Origin of the sequence: Arthrobacter sp. Cr_A7, assembly GCF_029222765.1 — a bacterium.
Classification (GTDB): Bacteria; Actinomycetota; Actinomycetes; order Actinomycetales; family Micrococcaceae; genus Arthrobacter.
In genome coordinates this window covers 1-20,541 of the sequence record NZ_JARHXQ010000141.1, presented here as the reverse complement: position 1 = coordinate 20,541, position 20,541 = coordinate 1, and the positions used below count along the sequence as shown (strand labels likewise).

20 protein-coding genes and 1 riboswitch are annotated in these 20,541 nt (G+C 66.1%); of the genes, 9 read left to right on the top strand and 11 right to left on the bottom strand.

Going from position 1 to position 20,541, the window contains the following annotated elements:
* Positions 1-48: 48 nt before the first annotated feature.
* Genes P2Q66_RS08755 through P2Q66_RS08745 form a run of 3 tightly spaced genes read left to right on the top strand, consistent with a single transcriptional unit; the run spans position 49 to position 3,022 of the window.
* On the top strand, positions 49-672 hold the full coding sequence (locus P2Q66_RS08755) for an ECF transporter S component (RefSeq protein ID WP_275727293.1): 624 nt from the start codon (positions 49-51) through the stop codon (positions 670-672).
* Positions 672-2,225 (top strand): ATP-binding cassette domain-containing protein, encoded by a 1,554-nt coding sequence (locus P2Q66_RS08750; RefSeq protein WP_275727292.1) that lies wholly within the window; start codon positions 672-674, stop codon positions 2,223-2,225. Before P2Q66_RS08755 ends, P2Q66_RS08750 begins: the two co-directional genes overlap by 1 nt.
* A complete protein-coding gene (locus tag P2Q66_RS08745; protein ID WP_275727290.1) occupies positions 2,222-3,022 on the top strand; it encodes an energy-coupling factor transporter transmembrane component T in 801 nt (266 codons plus the stop codon). The genes P2Q66_RS08750 and P2Q66_RS08745 overlap by 4 nt, the downstream gene beginning before the upstream one ends.
* Here P2Q66_RS08745 and P2Q66_RS08740 read toward each other — a convergent pair.
* Positions 3,019-3,852, bottom strand: coding sequence for a hypothetical protein (locus P2Q66_RS08740; protein ID WP_275727289.1), 834 nt, complete (start codon positions 3,850-3,852; stop codon positions 3,019-3,021). The genes P2Q66_RS08745 and P2Q66_RS08740 overlap by 4 nt on opposite strands.
* Before the next feature lie 177 nt (positions 3,853-4,029).
* Here P2Q66_RS08740 and P2Q66_RS08735 point away from each other — a divergent pair, with 177 nt between their 5' ends.
* Together P2Q66_RS08735 and P2Q66_RS08730 are read left to right on the top strand one after the other, a co-directional pair.
* Positions 4,030-5,553 carry a UDP-N-acetylglucosamine 1-carboxyvinyltransferase gene (locus tag P2Q66_RS08735; protein WP_275727287.1) on the top strand — a complete coding sequence of 508 codons (1,524 nt, stop codon included), beginning with the start codon at positions 4,030-4,032 and terminating at the stop codon, positions 5,551-5,553.
* Between the two features lie 67 nt (positions 5,554-5,620).
* The gene (locus P2Q66_RS08730) at positions 5,621-6,850 is read left to right on the top strand and encodes a glutamate--cysteine ligase (RefSeq protein WP_275727285.1); all 1,230 of its coding nucleotides are present in this window, start codon (positions 5,621-5,623) and stop codon (positions 6,848-6,850) included.
* On the opposite strand, the gene P2Q66_RS08725 is transcribed toward P2Q66_RS08730, so the two are convergent.
* Both P2Q66_RS08725 and P2Q66_RS08720 read right to left on the bottom strand, forming a co-directional pair.
* On the bottom strand, positions 6,780-7,493 hold the full coding sequence (locus P2Q66_RS08725; RefSeq protein WP_275727282.1) for a hypothetical protein: 714 nt from the start codon (positions 7,491-7,493) through the stop codon (positions 6,780-6,782). The two genes, P2Q66_RS08730 and P2Q66_RS08725, sit on opposite strands and share 71 nt — an antisense overlap.
* A gap of 69 nt (positions 7,494-7,562) precedes the next feature.
* On the bottom strand, positions 7,563-9,419 hold the full coding sequence (locus P2Q66_RS08720) for an HNH endonuclease signature motif containing protein (protein WP_275727280.1): 1,857 nt from the start codon (positions 9,417-9,419) through the stop codon (positions 7,563-7,565).
* 141 nt (positions 9,420-9,560) lie between these two features.
* On the opposite strand from P2Q66_RS08720, the gene P2Q66_RS08715 reads away from it, so the two are divergent.
* Complete coding sequence (locus P2Q66_RS08715; RefSeq protein ID WP_275727277.1) at positions 9,561-9,878, top strand: DUF1905 domain-containing protein; 318 nt, start codon at positions 9,561-9,563, stop codon at positions 9,876-9,878.
* On the opposite strand, the gene P2Q66_RS08710 is transcribed toward P2Q66_RS08715, so the two are convergent.
* Genes P2Q66_RS08710 through P2Q66_RS08700 form a run of 3 tightly spaced genes read right to left on the bottom strand, consistent with a single transcriptional unit; the run spans position 9,875 to position 11,769 of the window.
* On the bottom strand, positions 9,875-11,083 hold the full coding sequence (locus P2Q66_RS08710; RefSeq protein ID WP_275727275.1) for an O-succinylhomoserine sulfhydrylase: 1,209 nt from the start codon (positions 11,081-11,083) through the stop codon (positions 9,875-9,877). The genes P2Q66_RS08715 and P2Q66_RS08710 overlap by 4 nt on opposite strands.
* Complete coding sequence (locus P2Q66_RS08705) at positions 11,084-11,494, bottom strand: rhodanese-like domain-containing protein (protein WP_079595377.1); 411 nt, start codon at positions 11,492-11,494, stop codon at positions 11,084-11,086.
* Positions 11,491-11,769 carry a DUF1737 domain-containing protein gene (locus tag P2Q66_RS08700; RefSeq protein ID WP_079595376.1) on the bottom strand — a complete coding sequence of 93 codons (279 nt, stop codon included), beginning with the start codon at positions 11,767-11,769 and terminating at the stop codon, positions 11,491-11,493. The genes P2Q66_RS08705 and P2Q66_RS08700 overlap by 4 nt, the downstream gene beginning before the upstream one ends.
* A 13-nt stretch (positions 11,770-11,782) precedes the next feature.
* Positions 11,783-11,898, bottom strand: a riboswitch (SAM riboswitch).
* Between the two features lie 321 nt (positions 11,899-12,219).
* Here P2Q66_RS08700 and opgC point away from each other — a divergent pair.
* Positions 12,220-14,601 carry an OpgC domain-containing protein gene (gene opgC / locus P2Q66_RS08695; protein WP_275727338.1) on the top strand — a complete coding sequence of 794 codons (2,382 nt, stop codon included), beginning with the start codon at positions 12,220-12,222 and terminating at the stop codon, positions 14,599-14,601.
* A 73-nt stretch (positions 14,602-14,674) separates the two neighbouring features.
* On the opposite strand, the gene P2Q66_RS08690 is transcribed toward opgC, so the two are convergent.
* The gene (locus tag P2Q66_RS08690; RefSeq protein WP_275727273.1) at positions 14,675-14,929 is read right to left on the bottom strand and encodes a hypothetical protein; all 255 of its coding nucleotides are present in this window, start codon (positions 14,927-14,929) and stop codon (positions 14,675-14,677) included.
* A gap of 226 nt (positions 14,930-15,155) precedes the next feature.
* On the opposite strand from P2Q66_RS08690, the gene P2Q66_RS08685 reads away from it, so the two are divergent.
* Complete coding sequence (locus tag P2Q66_RS08685; protein ID WP_115523566.1) at positions 15,156-15,860, top strand: TetR/AcrR family transcriptional regulator C-terminal domain-containing protein; 705 nt, start codon at positions 15,156-15,158, stop codon at positions 15,858-15,860.
* Positions 15,861-15,894: 34 nt separating this feature from the next.
* Here the strand turns inward: P2Q66_RS08685 and P2Q66_RS08680 are convergent, their stop codons facing one another.
* Together P2Q66_RS08680 and P2Q66_RS08675 are read right to left on the bottom strand one after the other, a co-directional pair.
* Positions 15,895-16,359, bottom strand: coding sequence for a pyridoxamine 5'-phosphate oxidase family protein (locus P2Q66_RS08680; RefSeq protein ID WP_275727270.1), 465 nt, complete (start codon positions 16,357-16,359; stop codon positions 15,895-15,897).
* A gap of 27 nt (positions 16,360-16,386) precedes the next feature.
* Positions 16,387-17,316 carry an aminodeoxychorismate lyase gene (locus P2Q66_RS08675; RefSeq protein ID WP_275727268.1) on the bottom strand — a complete coding sequence of 310 codons (930 nt, stop codon included), beginning with the start codon at positions 17,314-17,316 and terminating at the stop codon, positions 16,387-16,389.
* A gap of 130 nt (positions 17,317-17,446) precedes the next feature.
* Between P2Q66_RS08675 and cls the strand changes: the two genes are divergently transcribed.
* Positions 17,447-18,886: a cardiolipin synthase gene (cls, locus tag P2Q66_RS08670; protein ID WP_079595370.1), complete on the top strand. Its 1,440-nt coding sequence runs from the start codon at positions 17,447-17,449 to the stop codon at positions 18,884-18,886.
* A 57-nt stretch (positions 18,887-18,943) separates the two neighbouring features.
* Here the strand turns inward: cls and P2Q66_RS08665 are convergent, their stop codons facing one another.
* The gene (locus P2Q66_RS08665; protein ID WP_345795625.1) at positions 18,944-20,218 is read right to left on the bottom strand and encodes a multidrug effflux MFS transporter; all 1,275 of its coding nucleotides are present in this window, start codon (positions 20,216-20,218) and stop codon (positions 18,944-18,946) included.
* Positions 20,219-20,274: 56 nt separating this feature from the next.
* Positions 20,275-20,499, bottom strand: coding sequence for a hypothetical protein (locus P2Q66_RS08660; RefSeq protein WP_115523570.1), 225 nt, complete (start codon positions 20,497-20,499; stop codon positions 20,275-20,277).
* Between the last annotated feature and the right edge of the window lie 42 nt (positions 20,500-20,541).

The window sequence follows — 20,541 nt, the reverse complement described above, 5'->3', positions numbered from 1 at the left end:
CAGTAGCCGCTTGCCGTGCTTTCCCCTCCTGTTTCCCAGGAGGATCACATGAGCACTGCAGCAATCAAGAAGACCACCAGCAAGTCCTGGCGCGTCGTGGACATCGTGGTGGCGGCCCTGATCGCCATCGCCGGCGGCGTCATCTTCTGGGCCTGGTCCCAGGGTGCGGCCGCGGTTTCCGCGCCGATGAACGCCGTTTACCCGCCCCTGACCGGCCTGATCGCCGGCGGCTGGATGATCCCGGCGGTGCTGGGCATGCTCATCATCCGCAAGCCCGGCGCGGCATTGTTCTGCGAAACCGTCGCAGCCACCGGAGAGCTCCTGATGGGCTCACAGTACGGCGCCTCCGTGCTGTTCTCGGGCTTCGTCCAGGGCCTAGGCGCGGAGATCATCTTCGCCATCTTCGTGTACAAGAAGTTCAACCTGCCCGTTGCGCTGCTGGCCGGCGCGGCGGCGGGCCTCTTCTGTGGCCTGAATGATTCCTTCGCGCCGTGGGGCTGGAACATCGCCTACTCGGGCGGCGACAAGCTGGCCTACATCATCTTCACCGCGATTTCCGGAGCGGTCATCGCCGGTGCACTGTCCTGGATCGCCACCCGGGGACTGGCGAAGACCGGGGTGCTGAGCTCCTTCGCCTCGCGCAAGGCAGCAACGGAGCCCGTCCTCTCCTGATGCAGGCACCTTCGCACCAGGCCGGGGCCGGAGCAGTGCCGCCGGCGGCCATCACCGCCCGCGGCTGGGGGTGGCGGCATGCCGGCCGCCCCAAGCCCGCGGTACACGGCCTTGACCTCGACATCGCGCCGGGGGAGCGGGTGCTCCTGCTCGGCCCTTCCGGTGCCGGCAAATCCACCCTCCTGCATGCCCTTGCCGGGGTTCTGGGCGACGCGAACGACGACGGCGAGGCGGGCGATTCGGACGAGTCAGGTTCGCTGCTCGTCGACGGCGTGTCCCCCCGCGGGCAGCGCGGCCATGCCGGGCTGATGCAGCAGGACCCCGAAACACAGGTGGTCCTCTCCCGCGTAGGCGACGACGTCGCCTTCGGCGCCGAAAACCTTGCCGTGCCCCGTGATGCCATCTGGACCCGCGTGCAGGAGGCGCTTGACGACGTCGGCCTGTCCCACCTGCCGCTGGACCATCCGACGTCGGCCCTGTCCGGCGGCCAAAAGCAGCGCCTCGCGCTGGCGGGCATCCTTGCGATGCGGCCCGGGCTGATCCTTTTGGATGAGCCCACCGCCAACCTGGACCCGGCGGGTGTGCTGGAGGTCCGCGACGCCGTGGCCCGGTGCCTGGACAAGACCGGCGCAACGCTGGTGGTGGTGGAGCACCGGGTGTCGGTCTGGAAGGACCTGGTGGACCGGATTGTGGTCTTGCAGCCCGGCTCGGCCTCTGATCCTGCGGTACTGCTGGACGGGCCTCCGGACCAGGTGCTGAGTGAGGCGCGGACCTTGCTGATGGCCGCCGGAGTGTGGGTGCCCGGTTATGTGCCTGCCACGCGTGCCCGTGCTGTCGTGCCGGCCGCGGGGACGGGAAATCTCCTGCTCGCCGCCGAAAAGCTGGCAGTGTCCCGGGAACGTCCGCGCCGCAGCGGGTTCCGCAGGATCCCGCCAGTCCCGGTGCAGGAAGACATCACCGCGCAGGTGCGGTCCGGCCAGGCGCTGGCTGTGGTGGGACCCAACGGTGCGGGAAAATCGACGTTCGCCCTGACCCTCGCGGGGCTCCTGGAGCCGGTTGCCGGCAAGGTTTCCGCCACCACCGACTTGAGCCGGGGAGCGGGAATCGACCCCTACAAGTGGAAAGCCGAGCAGCTGATCGAGCGGGTGGGGACGGTGTTCCAGGAACCCGAGCACCAGTTCGTTACCGGCAATGTGCTCGATGAACTGCTGTTCGGGCCCCGGCACCTGGGGCACGGCGAGGATCGCGTTGACGAACTGCTGGAACGGCTGCGGCTCACCGCGCTGGTGGACGCCAACCCGTACACACTTTCCGGCGGGGAGAAGCGGCGGCTCTCCGTGGCTACGGTCCTTGCAGCGAGCCCGCAGGTCCTGGTGCTGGACGAGCCGACGTTCGGCCAGGACGCCAACACGTGGGCGGAACTGGCATCCTTCCTCTCCGAACTCCTGGACGCGGGCACCGCAGTGGTGTCGGTGACCCACGATGCCGAATTCACCGCCGCGCTGGGCGGGACGGAGCTGCGGATGGCTGCAGCGGAACGGGTGGCACCATGAGGCAGCAGCTGAACCTGCGTGGCAACCACGCCCTCCTCACCCGCGCCAATCCGCTCAGCAAAGTGGCCGCCGTCGTCCTCATCACGGTGGTGCTGGCACTGTCCATCGACTGGGTCTCGGCCTCGGTGGCGCTGTTTTTTGAGTTCCTGCTGTTTCCGCTTGCCGGCCTGACCCTGACGCTGCTGTGGCAGCGTGGCTGGCCGCTCATTCTCGCCGCTGCCGTGGGCGGCTGGAGCACCTCCGTCCTTGCCGCGGACAGCGGACGGACCCTGATCGACGTCGGCATCTGGACCATGAGCGAGGGTTCCCTGGAGACGGGAATCGGGTTCATGCTGCGGGGCCTGGCCATTGCCCTGCCGGCCGTGCTGCTCATGAGCTGCACGGATCCAACCGACCTCGCGGATGCACTGGCGCAGAAGGCCCGGTTGCCCCACCGTTTTGTGCTGGGCACGCTGGCCGCGATGCGGTTGGTGGGCCTGATGGCTGAGGAATGGCAGACCATCGGCATGGCGCGCCGGGCCCGGGGCGTGGGCTCGCGGGGCACAATTGTGCAGCGCGTGAAAGCGACGCTGGGGCAGAGCTTCGGCCTCCTGGTGCAGGCGATCCGCCGGGCGTCACGGCTGGCTGTCACCATGGAAGCGCGGGGCTTCGGCGGTGGAAGCCGGACGTGGGCCCGCGAGTCCACCTACAGCCTTTTGGACGCCTGGGTGCTGGCGGGAGGCCTGCTCGTGGCGGGCCTGGCCGTTGCCGCGGCTCTCTCTGCGGGCACGTGGAACATGGTGTGGCTGGGAAGCTAGGGTTCCTGCTTGCAGGCATGGTTGTAGTCGAAACCCCGCGCCACGAACTGCGTCAGGACCACCTTGCCGCCGCCCGTTAGCGGAGCCTTTGAGCAAGCGCCGGCCGCCCGGTAGGCGTTGCGGGAGCCCGCCAGCCAGCTCGGCAGCGGGTAGAGGTTGCTGGAGCTGCTGACGCTGCCCACGATCCGGCCCCACTGCAATGCGGTGGAGTAGAGGCCCACGCCTTCCACCCCAATGCTGTGGAAGAAGTCCGTCATGCCTTCCAGGACAGCCCGGTTGGCGTCCTTGTCGCTGGACCAGGTGTTTTCAGTCTCAACGTCCAGCCACCAGACATAGTCCGCCGGGTTGCTGATTCCGCGGATGTAGGCGTCGTCGTAGGCTTTGGCATAGCCGTACATGTAGGCGCAGGCCGTGCCGTAGTCCCCTTCTTCGCAGGGTCCGTAGGGGTTGTGGACGTGCCGCCCAATGGGGTACTCGTCGCTGACCGGCCACCAGGATCCTGCGCTGCCAGGGTTGGCAGTGTTGACGTACAGCGACACGGCCGGTTGGGTCGGGAGGCCCGGTGACCTCTCTGCCCACTCGAGCTGCTCCTCCAGGCACGGGTTGGTGTTGTTGGCCAGGCCGTTGTTGACGCCCACGATGCCGAAAGCCTGGCCCTTGGGCAGTTCCTTTTTGCATTGCGGCCACGAGATGTCGTTGCCGAGGAGTGATCGGCTTCCCTCATCCGGCGACGGCGCGGCGGACGCGGGACCGGCAAGAACCAGAATCAGGGCTGCTGCCAGCATCCACGCAAGCCGGATGGCGGGCAGAGGGGCTGGCGTCCGGGGCATGTAGGCTCCGTTAGGTGCTCGAAAAGATAGTTCCCCTCCAGTTTCCTCCGGACTGCGGGGCGGGACAAGGAGCGGGCCGGGCCGCTTTCTATCGCATGTAGCGGGTAAGCGGTCTCCGAATGCGGCTGAAGCCCCAATATTTCGCCAGCTATAACTCATGGATGATATATTTGCTGCATGACTCAGGAAACCGCTGAACACGTGGCCGCCATGCTGCGGGACGCCCGCAACGAGAAGGGCTGGACCCAGGGCCAGCTGGCCGCCGAACTCGGAACCAGCCAGAGTGCGGTGGCACGGATGGAGCAGGGGAAGCAGAACCTGAGCCTGAAAATGATCCAGCGCCTGGAAGCCATCTTCGACCGCAGCATCGTCAACGTGGGCAAACCGCAGATGACGCACCTCCGGGTGGAGGGCGGACGGACCCTGTCGGGCGCGGTGGACGTGAACAGCAGCAAGAATGCCGGCGTCGCCCTGCTCTGCGCAAGCCTGATCAACAGGGGAACAACAGTGCTCCGCCGCCTGGCGCGGATCGAGGAAGTCAACAGGATTGTCGAGGTGCTGAGCAGCATCGGCGTGGAGTGCACCTGGCTTAACGACACGGACCTCCGGCTCCGCCGCCCGGCCGTTTTGAACCTGGAAGCCATGGACGTCGACGCCGCCCGCCGGACGCGCAGCGTGATCATGCTGCTGGGTCCGCTGCTGGATGAGTCGGAGGAGTACCGGCTTCCCTACGCCGGAGGCTGCGACCTTGGCACGCGTACAGTTGAGCCGCATATGCAGGCACTGCGCCAGTTCGGACTTTCGGTGGAAGCCACCGCCGGCTTCTACACGGTGCAGGCGCCGTCCGCAGACAGGCAGGACCGTTCCTTCGTCCTGACCGAGCGCGGGGATACCGTCACCGAGAACGCCATCATGGCGGCCGCCCACCGCGAGGGCACCACCGTCATCCGTAACGCCAGCCCCAACTACATGGTCCAGGATCTCTGCTTCTACCTGGAGATGCTGGGGGTGACCATTGAGGGCGTGGGCACCACCACCTTGAAGATCACCGGGCGCCCGCAGATTGACGCCGAGATTGAATACTTCCCGTCCGAGGATCCCATCGAGGCCATGAGCCTCATCACCGCCGGCATCGTCACCAACTCCGAGGTCACAGTCCGCCGCGTCCCCATCGAGTTCATGGAGATCGAATTGGCAACGCTTGGCCAGATGGGCCAGCAGCTGGAGGTTTCCGGCGAATACATGGCACGCAACGGCCGCACGCGGCTGGTGGACGTCACCACCAAACCGTCGGAGCTTCGGGCACCCGAAGACAAAATCCATCCCATGCCGTTCCCCGGCCTCAACATCGATAACCTGCCCTTCTTCGCCGTCATTGCAGCGAACGCCAGCGGCCAGACCATGATCCACGACTGGGTCTACGAAAACCGGGCCATCTACCTCACGGAGCTCAACCGGCTGGGGGCGCAGGTGCAGCTGCTGGATCCACACCGGATCTACGTCAACGGGCCCACGCGGTGGCGTGCAGCGGAAGTGGGCTGCCCGCCGGCGCTGCGGCCGGCCGCCTGCCTGCTGCTGGCGATGCTGGCTGCGCGCGGCGTCTCCGAACTGCGGAACATCTACGTGATCGAGCGTGGGTACGAGGACCTGGCAGAGCGGCTGAACACCATCGGCGCCAAAATCGAGTACTTCCAGGACTGAGCTTTCACGGTTCGTCATGAAGGGCCAGGTCCCGATAAATATCCCGTGACTGCCGCAGAATGTGAGTATGCGTACTTTCGGCGTCGAGGAAGAACTCCTGATCGTTGATCCGGAGACCGGGGAACCGCTTGCCCTGGCCGACGCGCTGCTGTCCGGGCGGCGCATGGCAGCCGATGATTCACCGCGGGATCCGCATGCCCTCGAGACTGAAGACACGACCGTCTACGACGACGACGAGATGGGCCTGAGTGCCGAGCTTAAGCTTGAGCAGATCGAGACCCAGACCAGGCCGTGCCTGGACTACGGCACCTTGCTTGACCAGATCCGTGCGGGGCGGGCGCTGGCTGACCAGGCCGCCCGGAAGAACAAGGCGCGGGTGGCAGCCCTGGCAACCTCGCCATTGGCTTCGACCACCCACACCACCCCGGATCCGCGCTATGCCAGGATGCTGGAGCGCTTTGGACTCACTGCCCAGGAGCAGCTGACCTGCGGCTTCCACGTCCACACCTACGTGGAGTCGCCCGAGGAGGGTGTTGCGGTGCTGGACCGCATCCGCGACAAACTTGCCGTGCTGACTGCGCTGAGCGCCAACTCGCCGTTTTGGAACGGCCTCCAGACGGGCTTCGAAAGCTACCGCACGCAGGCGTGGAACCGGTGGCCCACGGCCGGTCCTGCAGGTATCTACGGAACCTATCCGGCCTACCGCAGGGTGGTCACGCGGCTGCTGGACAGCGGCGTGATGCTGGATGAAGGGATGCTGTACTTCGACGCCCGGCTCTCACGGAATCACCCCACGGTGGAAGTCCGGGTGGCCGACGTCTGCCTTCGTGCCGAGGATGCCGCCCTCATCGCCCTGCTCGTGCGTGCACTTGTCGAGTCGGCCAGCAGGGAGTGGCATGCCGGCGTCGAGCCGGCCCCCGTACCTACGGTGCTTCTTCGGATGGCGTCGTGGCAGGCGAGCAGCGCCGGGCTCAGCGGTGACCTCCTGGACTTCGGGAACTTCCGGCCAAAGCTTGCGGCCGACGTGGTGCGCTCCCTGGTGGACTACCTCGCTCCGGTTCTGGACGAACAAGGAGAGCTCGGCCTGGTGCGGCAAAGCGTGGAAGACATCATTGCCCGGGGGACCGGGGCAGCCGAACAGCGCCGCGTGCGGGACAAGGTCCTGGCAGGACCACCGCCTGAAGACATGGGTTTCGGCGCAGTGGTCAGGCACGCCGTGAACATCACTATGAGCGGAGCCGCGGATTTACCGGAGGCTGATGCGGTTCCGGAGCTGTTGCGGGTGCGGCAATCCTAGGGGAAGCAGTTTCCGGTCCCGCTGCATAGCGCATCAGCCTGATTCCTGCGGCGAGTTCCACGGCGTAGAAAACAAAAGGCGGGAGGTCTTTGTAGCGCAGGAGAATGGCGGCGAAAAGCGGGGCACTCGCGGCTGCGCCTGTGGCCGTGGGCCCTTTGAGCGGTGAAAGCAGGAGGGCTCCGCCCAGCGCGCCAATGCCGAAGGTCTGCAGGCACGCATAGCTGAGGAATGGCCAGGCCGGGCCGCGCCGGTAAGCGAAACGTTCGATGTCAACGGCCCGTCCGGCGAGGGTCACGACGAACATGGGACTGCCCGCCAGGAATGCAGCGGCCGACGCAGTGGCCAGCTTTTGCGCTGGTCCGGGTCCGGCTCCGGAGTCCTTCACCGGGCCGGACTGGTGCTGTTGGGTCCGCCCGAGCTGTTGGGCAAACCTGGCGAAGCCCAGGGGGGCCGCGGCGGTGCCGGCAGCGGCCAGGAACTGGCCCAGAATCCAGAGGCCGCGGTGGCGTTCCAGGGTAGACAGCCTGACGGCAGGGTCATGGATGGCGTGGACATTGCCAACCATGGCGATTCCCAGCCCCCAGCACACGCTCGCAGCGGCGATAACGGTTCCTGCCCGGCGGTACGGTTCCAGCTGGCTCACAACCCGACTCCTTTGACTCCCGCCCTGGCCGTGGAAAGAAGCACTGGTATCGGCCAGATGCGGCCGAAGCTACTCCTTGCTCGATATTGGGTCAACGGTCCTGTGGTCTGCCGGCACAGGCACAGCCATAGGCACCCAGGAGGGTAGGAGTTCCCAGTCTCTGCAGGGGTCCTCCGGCAGGACAACGGGCATGGTGTAGAACTCCTCCCACAGTGGATCGTCGGGTGGCAGTTCGTCGATGTTCAGGAAGTTGTCGCCAGGTGGTTCCTCCGCTGGAGGTGCCGGGTACATCAAAACCCGGAGCGGGTCCTCAGGCAGGACAACGGGCATGGCGTAGAACTCCTCCAACAGTGGATCGTCGGGTGGCAGTTCGTCGATGTCCAGGAAGTTGTGGCCGAATGGTTCCTCTGGTGGAGGGGCCGGATACATCAGATTCCCGAGCGGGGGAAGATCTTTGACCGGCAAGTCCTGCGGAACCCGCGGCTGAGGCATGCCACCCTGCAGGTCGTCGCCCCCTTCGGGCCAGAAGCCTTCCGGCCAGAACCCTTCGGGCCAGAACCCTTCCGGCCATTGGGGCGGTTCCCAGTCCTGGTGTTCGCTCTTATAGCGACGGCCTGAGGGTGAGATCCAGCCGGGTGGTTCGTGTTTCGTGGCCGGGGTGGGTGTCCAGCCGCTGGTGTGCCTGAGGCGGTGGTGTTTGCGGCAGGGCTGGCCCAGGTTGGATATTCCGGTGGTCCCGCCGTGATGCCACGCCAACAAATGGTCTGCTTCGTTGTCCAACGAGTTGTTGCTGCAGCCCGGGAAGGGGCACTTCCCGTCTCGCATCCGCAGCCACCGCCGGATCGCTTTGGTTACCCGGTAGCTGGTGCGCCCGATTTCCAGCGGCGCCCCGTCCCGCGGGTCCACCAGCACCCGGTAAAACGAGCCAGCCCCGTCCGCGACCAGCTTCCGCGCCATCGACGCCGGGATCGGTCCGTGGCCGTCGAGCATGGCCGGTTCATCCGTCAGCCCCATAAGCGAGAACACCGGCACCGTAACCAGGACCTCCGCGTGCGGGGCGCGGACCTCCGCCACCATACCGCCGGAATCCTGCATGGTCTGCCCGTTGCGCCCGTTCTGTCCGTTGCTGAGGACGGCGGCGGCGAAGATGTCGGCGCAGAGCTGGGGCAGGGTGCGGGACTCGTCCGGGCCCTGCAGGCCCCGGGCGAGGGCGGTAGTGCGGTTCCACATCGCCGACGCGGTGTCCGCCGGGAGGTATGCGTGGAACCAGGCCATCCCGTCCATGTCCGGACGGTGCTCCACCCGCCGCTCCGCAACACTCCTGGCATGCCGCTTTTCAAGGGATTCGGGGTGGTGGCGTTCCCGCCAGGTCCGGGCCTTGTGCCGGAACCGGTGCGGCACCAACTCCCCCGGCACGGGCGCGGTGGCCGGATTGGGTGCGTCCGGGCCCAGGAAATGCGCCTCCAACGCGGCGGCCCCGGCCCGATCCAGGGTGGCGGTTTCCTCGACCACCACCTTCGCGTGAGCCCACGACAGGCTACCGTCCTGCAACCCCGCCAAGGTCAACGGCAAAACATTGGCCAGCACCTGGGACTCGTTCAGCAGCACACCGGCAGCCCGCGCACCAATAGTCAGCACACCGGCGACTTCGGCGACCATCGACGCTTCCTGCGCCATCGCCCCGCACGGCACCATGGCCCGGGACGCCACAGCCTTGGCCGCTTCTGCATACCCTGCGGCCAGATGCACCTTCAACGCAGCTGTCCCGGCCTCGAGCCGGGCGACCCCGGCGAGCCCGTCCAGGCTCCGATCAGCCTGCTCCCGCAACGGATCAAAACCCTGACCGGTCCCACGCAGCACAGCACCCAGCTCAGCAAGGGACGCCTCAAGGACCTCCAACGCTTCCAATGCCGCCCTGCTTGCCATAGGAAAACTATGACAGGGGGGTCTGACAAAGCATGGGGCAGCCCATCCAGCCCGGTGGTCAGGGTAACCGGTGTCTGGCCGTTAGCTGGCAGGGCCGCCGGTCGTAGCGCACCGCCAAAGCGACGTGGCATACTCAGGCGCGTGACGCCGTCGTACGAATTCCACGCCGAGGTATGGCTCAATCCCGGCGAAGCGGGCTGGCATTTCGTCACCCTGCCTGCGGACGTGGCGGATGACATCAAGGAGCGGACCGCTGCCAGCAGCAGGGCCTTCGGAGCGGTAAAGGTGACAGCCGACATCGGAGGCCACTCCTGGCAGACCTCGCTGTTCCCCGACACCAAACGCGGCACCTATCTCCTGCCGGTCAAGAAGACCGTCAGGGACAAAGCCGGGATCGGCACCGGGGACACCGTGGAAGTCCGGCTGGACTTCCAGCCGGACCGTGCTCCACAGACCTAGATCTGTTTGAGGGCCTGTTCCAGGTCCCGGATCAGGTCATCGGCGTCCTCAAGCCCCACGGACAGCCGCACCACGCCGTCGCTCAGGCCGATGGCGGCACGGCCTTCGGGCCCCATGGCACGGTGCGTGGTGGTGGCAGGATGCGTAATCAGGGACTTGGAATCGCCAAGGTTGTTGGAGATGTCGATGATGCGCAGCCCGTCCAGCAGCGCAAAAGCGGCTTCCTTGCCCGAGCGGCCGCCGGACGGAGCAAGCTCCAAAGTGAGCACCGTACCGCCGGCGCGCATCTGCTTGGCCGCAAGCTCGTACTGCGGGTGGGACTTCAGGAGCGGGTACTTCACCCAGCTCACGGCGGGCTGCTGCTCCAGCCACTCGGCGAGGCGCAGGGCGGTTGCGGAAGAGTGGTTGACGCGCAGGGCCATGGTCTCCAGGCCCTTGGTGAGGACCCACGCGTTGAACGCGGACAGCGACGGGCCGGTGTGGCGCATCAGCTGCTTGACGGGTCCGTCGATGAATTCCTTGGTGCCCAGGATGGCGCCGCCCAGCACCCTGCCCTGGCCGTCAATATGTTTGGTGCCGGAGTAGACGATAACGTCGGCTCCGAGCTGGCCGCAGCGCTGCAGCAGGGGAGTGGCAAAGACATTGTCGACGACGACGGTGGCACCCGCGGCGTGCGCGAGTTCGCTGACCGCGGCGATGTCCACGATCTCCTGCATCGGGTTGGACGGCGATTCGAAGAAGACGGCGGTGGTGGGCTGGGACAGGGCCTCACGCCACTGCTCCAGGTCCGGCCCGTCCACGAAGACCGTCTCCACGCCCCAGCGGGGCAGGATTTCGTTCAAAATCACGAAGCAGGACCCGAACAGCGAACGGGCGGCAACAACGCGGTCGCCGGCAGCCAGCAACGCGCCGAGGGCAGTAAAGACGGCGGACATGCCCGACGCCGTCGCAAAGCACGCCTCGGTGCCCTCGAGCAGGCGGAGCCGCTCCTGGAACGTGGCCACCGAAGGGTTGCCGTACCGGGAGTAGACGAAGCGCTCGTCCTCACCAGTGAATGCCCGCTCGGCGGCGGCAGCGGATTCGTACACGAAGCCCGAATTCAGGAACACGGCCTCGCTGGTTTCCTGGAAGTTGGTGCGGTCCAGCCCGCCGCGGACGGCCTGGGTGTCAGGGCTCCAGCCGGCGGCGTCGTTATTGAAGGTCACTTAGTTCTTTCCCAGGTTGGTCGGCAGGCCGCGGTTCTTCCAGCCGTTGACGGTGCGTTCGCCGTAGCGGTCCGGCTCACCCTCGAAGCCCTCCAGGACGTTGTACGAGGTGAAACCGGCCTGGGTGGCGGCGATGGCCGCGGAGATGGAGCGCTGGCCGGAGCGGCAGATGAACAGCAGCTCGGTCCCGTTGTCCTCCGGCGCCTGCTGGCTCAGGTCTTTGATGAAATCGGGGTTGGGAATGCCGCCCGGGAACGTCCACTGGATGAACAGGGGATCATTGTCAGTGGCCTTGGTGTCCGGAATGCCGATGTGGGCCCATTCGCCCTCGGTGCGCACATCCACCAGGATGGCGCCCTGCTCCAGCTTGGCCCAGGCCTCCTCAGGCGTCAGGTCTCCTGCGTAGCTCATGCGTGGCCCTCGCCGTCGAACTCGAGGTCCTCGGTGCCTGACTCCAGGTTGTCAACAGCAGTGGCGACGGCGGCATCAGCCGAAGCGATGGCCGCCGGCAGGACCAGGGCCTGGGCAACGATGACGCTGCTGCCGTTGAACGTTGCTGCCGGGCTGCCGTGCAGGACATAGCCCTCGGCCAGCGCGGTTGAGATCCGCTCGCAGAATGCGCGGTCGTCCGGGCCGCTGATAAGGCGGTAGGACAGCTTTTCTTCAGGGGCAGGTGCGTCAGACACGACGGATCTCCTTCTCTCACGCTTGCAGCTCGAATCGGTCGATATGCCGAGTATTCACCTGAGGCACCCCGCCGCGAAAGGGAGGGTTGCCGACCGGCCAGTCAGGGCTTGGCGCCGGTACTCATTACTCCCCAAAAACGTAACATCTGGCACGCGGAGCCGCACCGCCGCCGTCGTCATGTTCCGTAACTGAACGGTCCGGGCCGTGGTGGGCGACGATGCGCACCTCAGCAAGGGGACGTCCGACGGCGGTATCGCCGCAGGTGGGCGGGCGTTCCTTACCGTCCGCCAGGCCTGCGTCCGGATAGAGTTCACGTGGGGCATCGCCCCGTCACCAGGTCATCAGCAGGGGGTCCCATCAGCATGCGTACAGCCGTGCCTCGAGTCCGCGCCGGGTCATCCACCGTGCCCCTCCACCGGAAAACCCTGGCACTCCTCGCCGTGGTGCTGATGGCCCTCATCGCCGTAGTGCTCCCCGCCGGGACCGCGCAGGCCGCACGGAGCTTTCCGGAAGAGGGGAAGCCGCTGCTGGGCGCAGTCCTTGAATGGGGCGAGGATACCGCCGCCGATTTTGCGGGCCGCTTGGGTGCGTCACCGGCCGTTTTTGGCCATGACATCACCTTTCCCTACCGTCCATCCGAGCAGGACGACATTGAGGGCTTCCTGGAGCAGTCCTCGCTGCAGGGCGCCCACGCGATGCTCACGGTGAAACCGACGGTGCCGCTGGATCAGATTGACGGCGCGGCCGCGAAAGCCTTCGCCGGCGAGGTGCGGGAGCTTGCTTCCACCTTCAAGGGCCAGTTGCTGATCCGGTTTGCCCCGGACATGAACGCAAGCTGGGTTGAATGGGGACAGCAGCCCGCTGCCTACCGCGCAGCGTTCCAGGCCGTGACGGCGGCGTTCCGGGAGGCTGACGGCGGCACGGTGATGGTCTGGGAACCCTACCTGGGCACGGACTATCCGTTCGGCCGGAACCGGAACGCGCCTGCGCAGGGAAGTGAAGGGTTCGCGCTGCTTGACACCAACGGTGACGGCCAGTGGGACGGCGCAGATGCAGCCTACGCCCCCTACTATCCCGGGGACGATGCGGTGGATTGGGTGGGCCTGACGGCCTATCACGACGACACAGCCGGCGGTGCGGCGGTCAATACCGTCCCCCGCGCGGGGGAGCTGCAGGAGATGCTGACGGCCTCCGGCGGGGAAAACTTCTACGCCACCTATTCGGAGGGGCGCGACAAGCCGTTCCTCCTGCAGACCGCCGCGTTTTACAGCCCGGCTTCCGGTGGAGCCCCGGAAGCGGACATCAAAACGAGCTGGTGGGACCAGGTGGTGGGGACGGCCACTGATGCCGGGTTCCGCATGACGGGGGCGGTGATGTGGGACGAGCGGACCAGTACCCGGGACACCGGAGTGGCAAGCATCGACTGGCTGCTCACCGGAAACCCGGGCATCGCCAAGGCCGCCTTGGGCAGGCTTGAAGCGTCCCCCATCGTCACCGGCCCCGTCACCGAGGTCAGCTCCGGCAGTGCGTTCGTGCGGGCAAACACCCTCACCGGGGCGGCTGCGTGGACAGTGGGTGCGGCGCTCCTCATCCTCCTGGTTGCCCTGTGGCAGATTCCCCGCCGGGTCAATGCCGCAACGGCGTGGGGATACTCAGACCCGTCCAGCAGGGATTCCCGGGTGGATATGCTGCGCGGCCTGGCCATTGTTTTTGTTGTGGTCAACCACCTGGGCATGACCTCGCTGTTCCAGTTGCTCACGCAGGAAGCGGTGGGGTTCGTCTCGGGCGCCGAGTTGTTCGTCCTGTTCTCCGGCCTGGTGGTGGGCATGGTGTACGGACCCAGGGCCAAGGACGACTTCGGAACGGTGGTGGACCTCACCTCGCGGAGGGCGGGCAAGCTCTACCTGACCGCACTGATAGTCCTCATCGGCGTCTTCCTGGCCTCACTGCTGCCGATCTTCCGGACCGACGCCCTGACCACCTTCGTGGACCAGGGAACCGGCGGCGCGGGGCACGACGGCGCCGGGCGCACCTATGACCTCTACGCGGGCATGGAGTCCCTGTTCCAGTTTCCGGTGCCGCCACAGGTGCTCCCTGCCATCCTGCTGCTGCAATTTGGCCCGTGGCAGTTCAACGTGATGGGACTTTACGTGGTGCTGCTTCTGGTCAGCCCGCTGATCCTCGCGGCGCTCAACCGCGGCAAAGCCGTCTGGGTGCTGGCCGCTGCCCTGGCGGTTTACGCCGTAGGCTCGCTGACCCGCTTCCGGCTCCTGCCGTCGCAGTTCGAGGACTCGTTCCCGCTGCTCGTATGGCAGGTGCTGTTCGTGATCGGACTGGTGGCGGGGTACCACCGGCGCAGCATCGTTGCCTGGCTCTCGGCGAGGCTCTGGGTGGTGGCCGCGTGCACCGCCGTCGCACTGCTGTTTGCGTTCCTCTCCTGGGGCAACCCCTACCTGGCCAACGGCTTTGACACCCGCCTCGCCATCATCCCGGACACCCTGTACCGGTCGCTCTATGATCTGCTGTTCTCCCGGACGTACCTTGCGCCGGGACGGCTGCTCAACGTCCTGGTCCTGGTGGTGGCGGCCTACGCCTTCCTCACCGCGTACTGGAAACCCGTGCAGCGCACGCTCGGATGGTTCCTGATTCCGCTGGGCCGCGCCACCCTCTACGTGTTCATCATGCACGTGGTGCTGATCGCCGTCGTTGCCAATATCCCGGCCCTGCAGCAGGAGAACGTGCTGCTTAACACTGCCGCTTACGCCGCGGTACTGGGACTCCTGTGGGTCATGGTCCGGAGCAGGTTCCTCTTCCGGATCATTCCCACGTAGGTGGGCCCTAAGAAACTGAAAGGGCGTGAATCGCCGGCCAGGTGCCGGCGGTTCACGCCCTTTGTGTGGGCTCTTAGACGAGTCCGGGGTAGCTGGTCATGATGTAGTCCGCGGCGGCGGGGCCCTTCATGCGCAGGCCGGTGTGCCCCGGCGTGATCCTGTTTTTCATGGCCGCCCAGAATTTTGACTCCGGACCGGGGGCCTGCTGGTTGATGAAGCACCAGCTGGTGTAGAGGCCGTAAAGGCGGTCCTGGTCCAGCGTTGAGTCGGAGGATTGGTCGATGTAGGTGGCTTCGTGGAGGAAAAGGTCGAACTGCGAATTAGCCATGACGGCGTCCCTTCGCTAAGTGCGTGGCGCCGCCGTTCGGCTACAGCAGCAAGCCTCAACTGCCGTGCACGGGGCAATGGAGTGTGAGGTGGGCCCCGAAAGAAATGAGGTCCGGATGCGGCGTAAACGCTGCATCTACAATGTAGACTTTACTCGTAGACTACAGATACAGCAAGCGTCTGGAATTACCCCTGGACCATGCACCGCCCCTCCCAGGATGGAAACAATGGCTTCCCCGAAAAGCGCTCCGGCCGCCGACCGCAAGGCCAGGCTGAGCCGGGAACTGGTGTTGGCCACGGCCCTGGAACTCGTGGACGCCGAAGGCCTGGACGCGCTGACCATGCGCCGCCTCGGCCAGGAACTTGGCCGGGATCCCATGAGCCTTTACCGCTACGCCGAGAACCGGGCCGCACTGCTGGACGGGGTCTCCGAACTGGTGCTCAACGAACTCCCTGTCCACGAAGAAGACCCGGACTGGAAAGCCCAGCTCCGGCAGATTGCCCACAATCTTCGGCTGCTGGCGCTGCAGCACCCGAACGTGGTGCCGCTGCTGGTGACCCGGCCGCTGTCCACGCCGCTGGGCCTCCGGCCGCTCGGCACCCTGCGTCCGCTCGAACAGATCCTCGCGCTGCTGGTCGGGGCAGGATTTTCGCCGCCGGACGCGTTGCACGTCTACCGCGCGTACTACGGCTTCCTGTATGGGCACATCCTGAACGAGCTGCAGGAATTCGTGGTGGACCCGGAGGAGAACGAGGTACTGCTGCGGCTGGGGCTCCACCGGTTGCCTGCCAAGGAATTCCCCCTGCTCCGCGCGCTGGCGCCGGCACTCGCGGAGTACGACGGCTCGGCCGAACTCGACCAGGGGCTCACTATCCTGCTGTCCGGGCTGGAATCCCAGCTCTCGCTGCAGCCTGCGCATTCCCCGGCTTAGCTGCCCGGCCTGTGGCGGTGAACCACCTGGGCACCTACTCGAACGAGGCCCGTCTCCGGTCCTGAACGCGCGTGTTCCAGACATCCGGCCGGGTGACCTTGAAACGGCGGCCGGTAAGTGCGCGTGCTGACAGGCGGATGTAGTGGACCTTCTCGCCCGGCTGCCATGGCTCCAGCCCCAGGCTGTCCACGGCGTCCTTGTCAGCCTGGTCCTCAATGATCCCTCTGCCGCCGCGCGCCACCACGCTCCAGGCCTCTTCGGTGTGGGGGTCGTAACCGTCGATTTCGAGGGCAGCGGGCCGTTCCTCCTTTGCGTTCCAGAGCTTGGTGACTCCGGAGGTGCGGAAGACGATGCTCCGGCGGTGGACTACGTAGTTGACCGGGAAGATCTCGGGGTGGCCGTCCACCACAACGGCCAGGCGGCCAAGGGTGTCACTGTCCAGCAAGTCCCAGCACTCATCAAAGGTCAGATTCCCGGTGGGCTGCTCGTGAGTAGTCATGACCACACCCTACGGCCCTGGAAATCGTTATTGAATACCGGCGAACAATTCGTTCAGCTCCGCGGTCAGCTCCTTCTGGAGCGAAGGCGTGCCGATCTCCTTGCCGTCTATCCGGTTCACGGGGGCAAGCATGCGGATGCTCGAGATCAGCCAGACGGCGTCAGCGTCGAGGAGGTCCTGGGGTTCCAGCGGGCCGTAACCCAGCTCCCAGCCGGCTGCCTTGGCGGCGGTGAACAGGGCGCCCTGGGATGTCCCGGCCAGGATGCCGCTGTCCAACTGGGGCGTGATGAGGCGCTTAACGGAAGCCCCGTCGTCGGACTTTTCCACATGGGCCAGCAGCACGGTGGACGTGGGGCCTTCCAGGACCCGACCATCGGAGGAGAAGAAAATGACGTCGTCGGCGCCCTGCTTATGAGCGTGGCGCAGAGCCGCCATGTTCACGGCGTAGGAGAGGGTTTTGGCACCGAGGAGAAGCCAGGGGGCACGCTCGGCGGCGTCGCTGTCGTAGCCGCGGTCAAGGAGGATGACATCGATGCCCGTTTCGCGCTGCCCGCGCCCCGCCGCCCCTACGGGTGACACCTGCACCCAGGCGGTGGGGTTGGGGGCACCTTCGACGCCCCGGGTTACCACCAGCTTGACCACCAGCTCATCCTCGGAGGCAGAGGCCGCCGGGTGCTGGGACCGGTGCTCGGCGAGGCCGGTCGCGATGGCACGCCGCCATGCGTCCTGGTCCGGGATCCTGAGGTCCATCGCCTCGGCGGAACCGCCAAGCCGGTCAAGGTGTGCCTGCAGCTTGCGGACCATCCCACCCACGGCCAGCATGGTTTCGAAGATACCGTCACCCCGTGTGGCGCCCTGGTCCGTGGCCATCAGCTGCGGCTTGGACGCGTCGGCGAGCCGGCCGTCGGGGAAAGCGGGGTCGAGGAAAACGAGAACCACGGAAGCTGGAGAGGTCATGGCTCCAGCTTAGTGCGGCGCCGCGCGGATAAGCTGGGCGGAGTGCCCCGGCCGGAAACCGCCCGCCGGGAGCCCATGTTCCGGGGGTTTTCTCGTGTTGTGGCCATTTTCGCTTGCCGGCTCCGCGCCGATGTGGGTAGTGGTGCTGCTTGCCGTCGCCGATCTGGCCATCAGGGTGCTTGCCCTGGGAATCATTCCGGGAAACCGGCGGCCCACCACCGCCATGGCCTGGCTGCTGGGCATCTTCTTCGTGCCCTTTGTGGGCATCGTCCTGTTCCTGCTCTTCGGCAACTTCAAGCTGTCCAGCCGCCGCCGCGAGCAGCAGCAGCAGGTCAATGACCGGGTGCGCGCCGGCATTTCCTCCCTCGCCGACGTCGAAAGCGTCTACCCCGGCCCTGAATGGGTGAAGTCTGCGGCCGAGCTGAACCGCAGGCTGGGGTCCCTGCCCATGGTGGACGGCAACGCGGTGGACCTCATTCCGGGCTACCCGGACTCCATCCTGGCCATGACGGAGGCAGTGCGGAAGGCGAAGAAGTTCGTCAACGCCGAGTTCTACATCATGAGCACGGACCACATCACCAATGACCTGCTCACCGCTTTGGAGGAAGCGGCCGAGCGCGGGGTTGAAGTGCGGGTGCTCTTCGACCACATCGGCACCCTCCGGGTCCAGGGCTACAGGAACCTCCTCAAGCGCCTCAAGGCCGGCAAAATCCAGTGGAAGCGGATGCTGCCGCTCATGCCCATCCACGGCCAGTGGCGCCGGCCCGATCTCCGGAACCACCGCAAGATCATGGTGATCGACGGCGAAATCGCCTTCACAGGCTCGCAGAACCTCATCGAGCCCTCCTACAACAACCCCCGGCACCGCAAGGCCGGGCGTGAGTGGGTGGAGCTGATGGCGTGCCTGCGCGGCCCCATCGTCACCACCCTGAACGTTGTTTTCGCCACCGACTGGCTCAGTGAAACGGACGAGTCCCTGGAGCACCAGCTGCAGCTCCCGGCGAATCCCCACCCGGGGGAGGTCACGGCGCAGGTGGTCCCCAGCGGCCCCGGCTTCATTACCGAAAACAACCTGCGGCTGTTCAATACCCTGATCTACTCGGCCCAGCACCGCATCTCCATCTGCAGCCCTTACTTCGTGCCGGACGATTCGCTGCTCTACGCCATCACCACGGCCGCCCAGCGCGGCGTGGACGTGGAACTGTTTGTTTCCGAGAAAGGCGACCAGTTCCTGGTCCACCACGCCCAGCGCTCCTACTACGAGGCGTTGCTGGAGGCGGGCGTGCGCATCTTCCTCTACAAGGCACCGTTTGTGCTGCACGCCAAGCACTTCACCATCGACGACGAAGTGGCGGTGCTGGGCTCCAGCAACATGGATATGCGCTCGTTCTCGCTCAACCTTGAGGTGTCCGTGATGCTGCTGGGTGACGACATCGTGGCAAAGATGCGCGCTGTGGAGGACACCTACCGGGACATTTCGCATGAACTACGGCTGGCGGACTGGCTCAACCGTCCGCTGGCGGCGCGGTACGTGGACAACGTGGCCCGGCTGACGGCAACAGTGCAGTAAGAAAGACAGTGCAGTAGGAAAACGGTGCAGTAGGAAAACGGCGCAGTAGAAGAGGTGCTAATCGTCGGCAGCGACGCGTTCGTTGCCGGTGCGGGCCGCGTGGTCGGGCCAGCCGCCCTTCCGGTAGGCGGGGGTCCCGGCGGCAAGCACAATCACGGTCAGGACACAGGTCCCGATCATGACTCCCACCATCGACAGCGCATTTCCGCCCAGGAGTCCCACCAAGGGACTGACAAGTCCCGCCACGCCGGACTGGAGGGCTCCGATGACGGCCGCCGCGGTCCCGGCCATGTGTCCATAGTTGTGCAGGGCCAATACCGAGGCATTGGCTGGAATCATTCCCTGCACCCCGAGGACAAGCCAGAGGCCAGCCATCAGGCCAAAAGCGCCGCCGGTGCCTGTGGACACCGCCGCGAGCAGCAGCAGGGCCAGGCCCAGCTGGACAATGACTGCCGTGCGCAGCAGGCGGACAGGCGGGACTTTGCGGACCAGTGCGGCATTGAGCTGGGCGGAGAGCACCAGCGCGGCACCATTCAACGCGAAGGCCAGGGCGAACTGCTGCCCGGTGAAGCCATACTCGTCCTGGAAGACGAAGGGCGACCCCACCACGTAGCTCATGATCAGTCCCAGTCCCAGCCCCGGGATGACGGCCAGCGCCATAAAGTGCTTGTCCCGCAGGAGCGACCAGTAGGCGCCGGCAACGTGCCGCGGGCTGCCGGGGCTGCGTCTGTCCTCCGGCAGGGTTTCGGGCATGAACTTCCAGACGATGGCCACCAGGACCACGCCGATGAGTGCCAGGGCGTAAAAGACGGCACGCCAGTGTGAGATTCCGGCGATTGCCTGGCCTATGGTCGGGGCAAAGAGGGGCGCGACGCCGATCACCAGCATTAGGCGGGACAGCAGCCGCGCGGCGGCGGCGCCCACGAAACGGTCACGGATGACGGCAATGGCCACCACCGCTGCGGCGGCGTTGAAGAAGCCCTGGAGCACGCGCAGTCCCACGAGCGTTTCGATGTTCGGCGTGATGGAGCACAGCATGGAGATCACCACATGCAGAGAGATGCCGATGACCAGCGGCAGGCGCCGTCCAAACCGGTCCGAGAACGGGCCCATGACCAGTTGGCCTATTCCGCCGCCCAGCAGCATTCCGGACAGCGTGAGCTGGGCCGCTGCCTGGGTGGTGTCAAGATCGGCCACCACGGCGGGCAGGGACGGCAGGTACATGTCGGTGGTCACGGCCGGGAGTGCGGCCAGGGCGCCGAGCATCAGGACGTACTTGACGGTACGGGGTGGCCTGGGATGCGGGGCAGGGGATCGGGCGGTGTCCGTCACGCGGCAAACCTAACTATTTTTGGAAGGACTGATGGCCGCCGCATGTCTTGAGCGTTTCAGTTGGCGGAGTCCAGCAGCTGCACGGATTCCCACGTCTGCCCGTAAGGGACGTGGTCGCTCAGTTCCACCGTGAACTGGCCGGCACCCCGCTTGGTCACGAGGATACCCCTCGTCGGGTTTTCCTTGGCGAGGTCCAGGAGCTGCCGTACGGAGGAATTGAGCTTCTCGTCAGCCTCGGAGCTGGTGGTTGCGGAGATTGTCACGCAATGGTCGGTGGTCATGGCATGTCCTTTCAGCCTTGGCCGGTTCTGCCGGGGTGATCG

Coding starts and splice junctions, on each gene's coding strand:
- P2Q66_RS08755 (WP_275727293.1), top strand. CDS start 49: ATGAGCACTGCAGCAATCAAGAAGACCACCAGCAAGTCCTGGCGCGTC.
- P2Q66_RS08750 (WP_275727292.1), top strand. CDS start 672: ATGCAGGCACCTTCGCACCAGGCCGGGGCCGGAGCAGTGCCGCCGGCG.
- P2Q66_RS08745 (WP_275727290.1), top strand. CDS start 2,222: ATGAGGCAGCAGCTGAACCTGCGTGGCAACCACGCCCTCCTCACCCGC.
- P2Q66_RS08740 (WP_275727289.1), bottom strand. CDS start 3,852: ATGCCCCGGACGCCAGCCCCTCTGCCCGCCATCCGGCTTGCGTGGATG.
- P2Q66_RS08735 (WP_275727287.1), top strand. CDS start 4,030: ATGACTCAGGAAACCGCTGAACACGTGGCCGCCATGCTGCGGGACGCC.
- P2Q66_RS08730 (WP_275727285.1), top strand. CDS start 5,621: ATGCGTACTTTCGGCGTCGAGGAAGAACTCCTGATCGTTGATCCGGAG.
- P2Q66_RS08720 (WP_275727280.1), bottom strand. CDS start 9,419: ATGGCAAGCAGGGCGGCATTGGAAGCGTTGGAGGTCCTTGAGGCGTCC.
- P2Q66_RS08705 (WP_079595377.1), bottom strand. CDS start 11,494: ATGAGCTACGCAGGAGACCTGACGCCTGAGGAGGCCTGGGCCAAGCTG.
- opgC (WP_275727338.1), top strand. CDS start 12,220: ATGGCCCTCATCGCCGTAGTGCTCCCCGCCGGGACCGCGCAGGCCGCA.
- P2Q66_RS08690 (WP_275727273.1), bottom strand. CDS start 14,929: ATGGCTAATTCGCAGTTCGACCTTTTCCTCCACGAAGCCACCTACATC.
- P2Q66_RS08685 (WP_115523566.1), top strand. CDS start 15,156: ATGGCTTCCCCGAAAAGCGCTCCGGCCGCCGACCGCAAGGCCAGGCTG.
- P2Q66_RS08680 (WP_275727270.1), bottom strand. CDS start 16,359: ATGACTACTCACGAGCAGCCCACCGGGAATCTGACCTTTGATGAGTGC.
- P2Q66_RS08675 (WP_275727268.1), bottom strand. CDS start 17,316: ATGACCTCTCCAGCTTCCGTGGTTCTCGTTTTCCTCGACCCCGCTTTC.
- cls (WP_079595370.1), top strand. CDS start 17,447: ATGTGGGTAGTGGTGCTGCTTGCCGTCGCCGATCTGGCCATCAGGGTG.
- P2Q66_RS08660 (WP_115523570.1), bottom strand. CDS start 20,499: ATGACCACCGACCATTGCGTGACAATCTCCGCAACCACCAGCTCCGAG.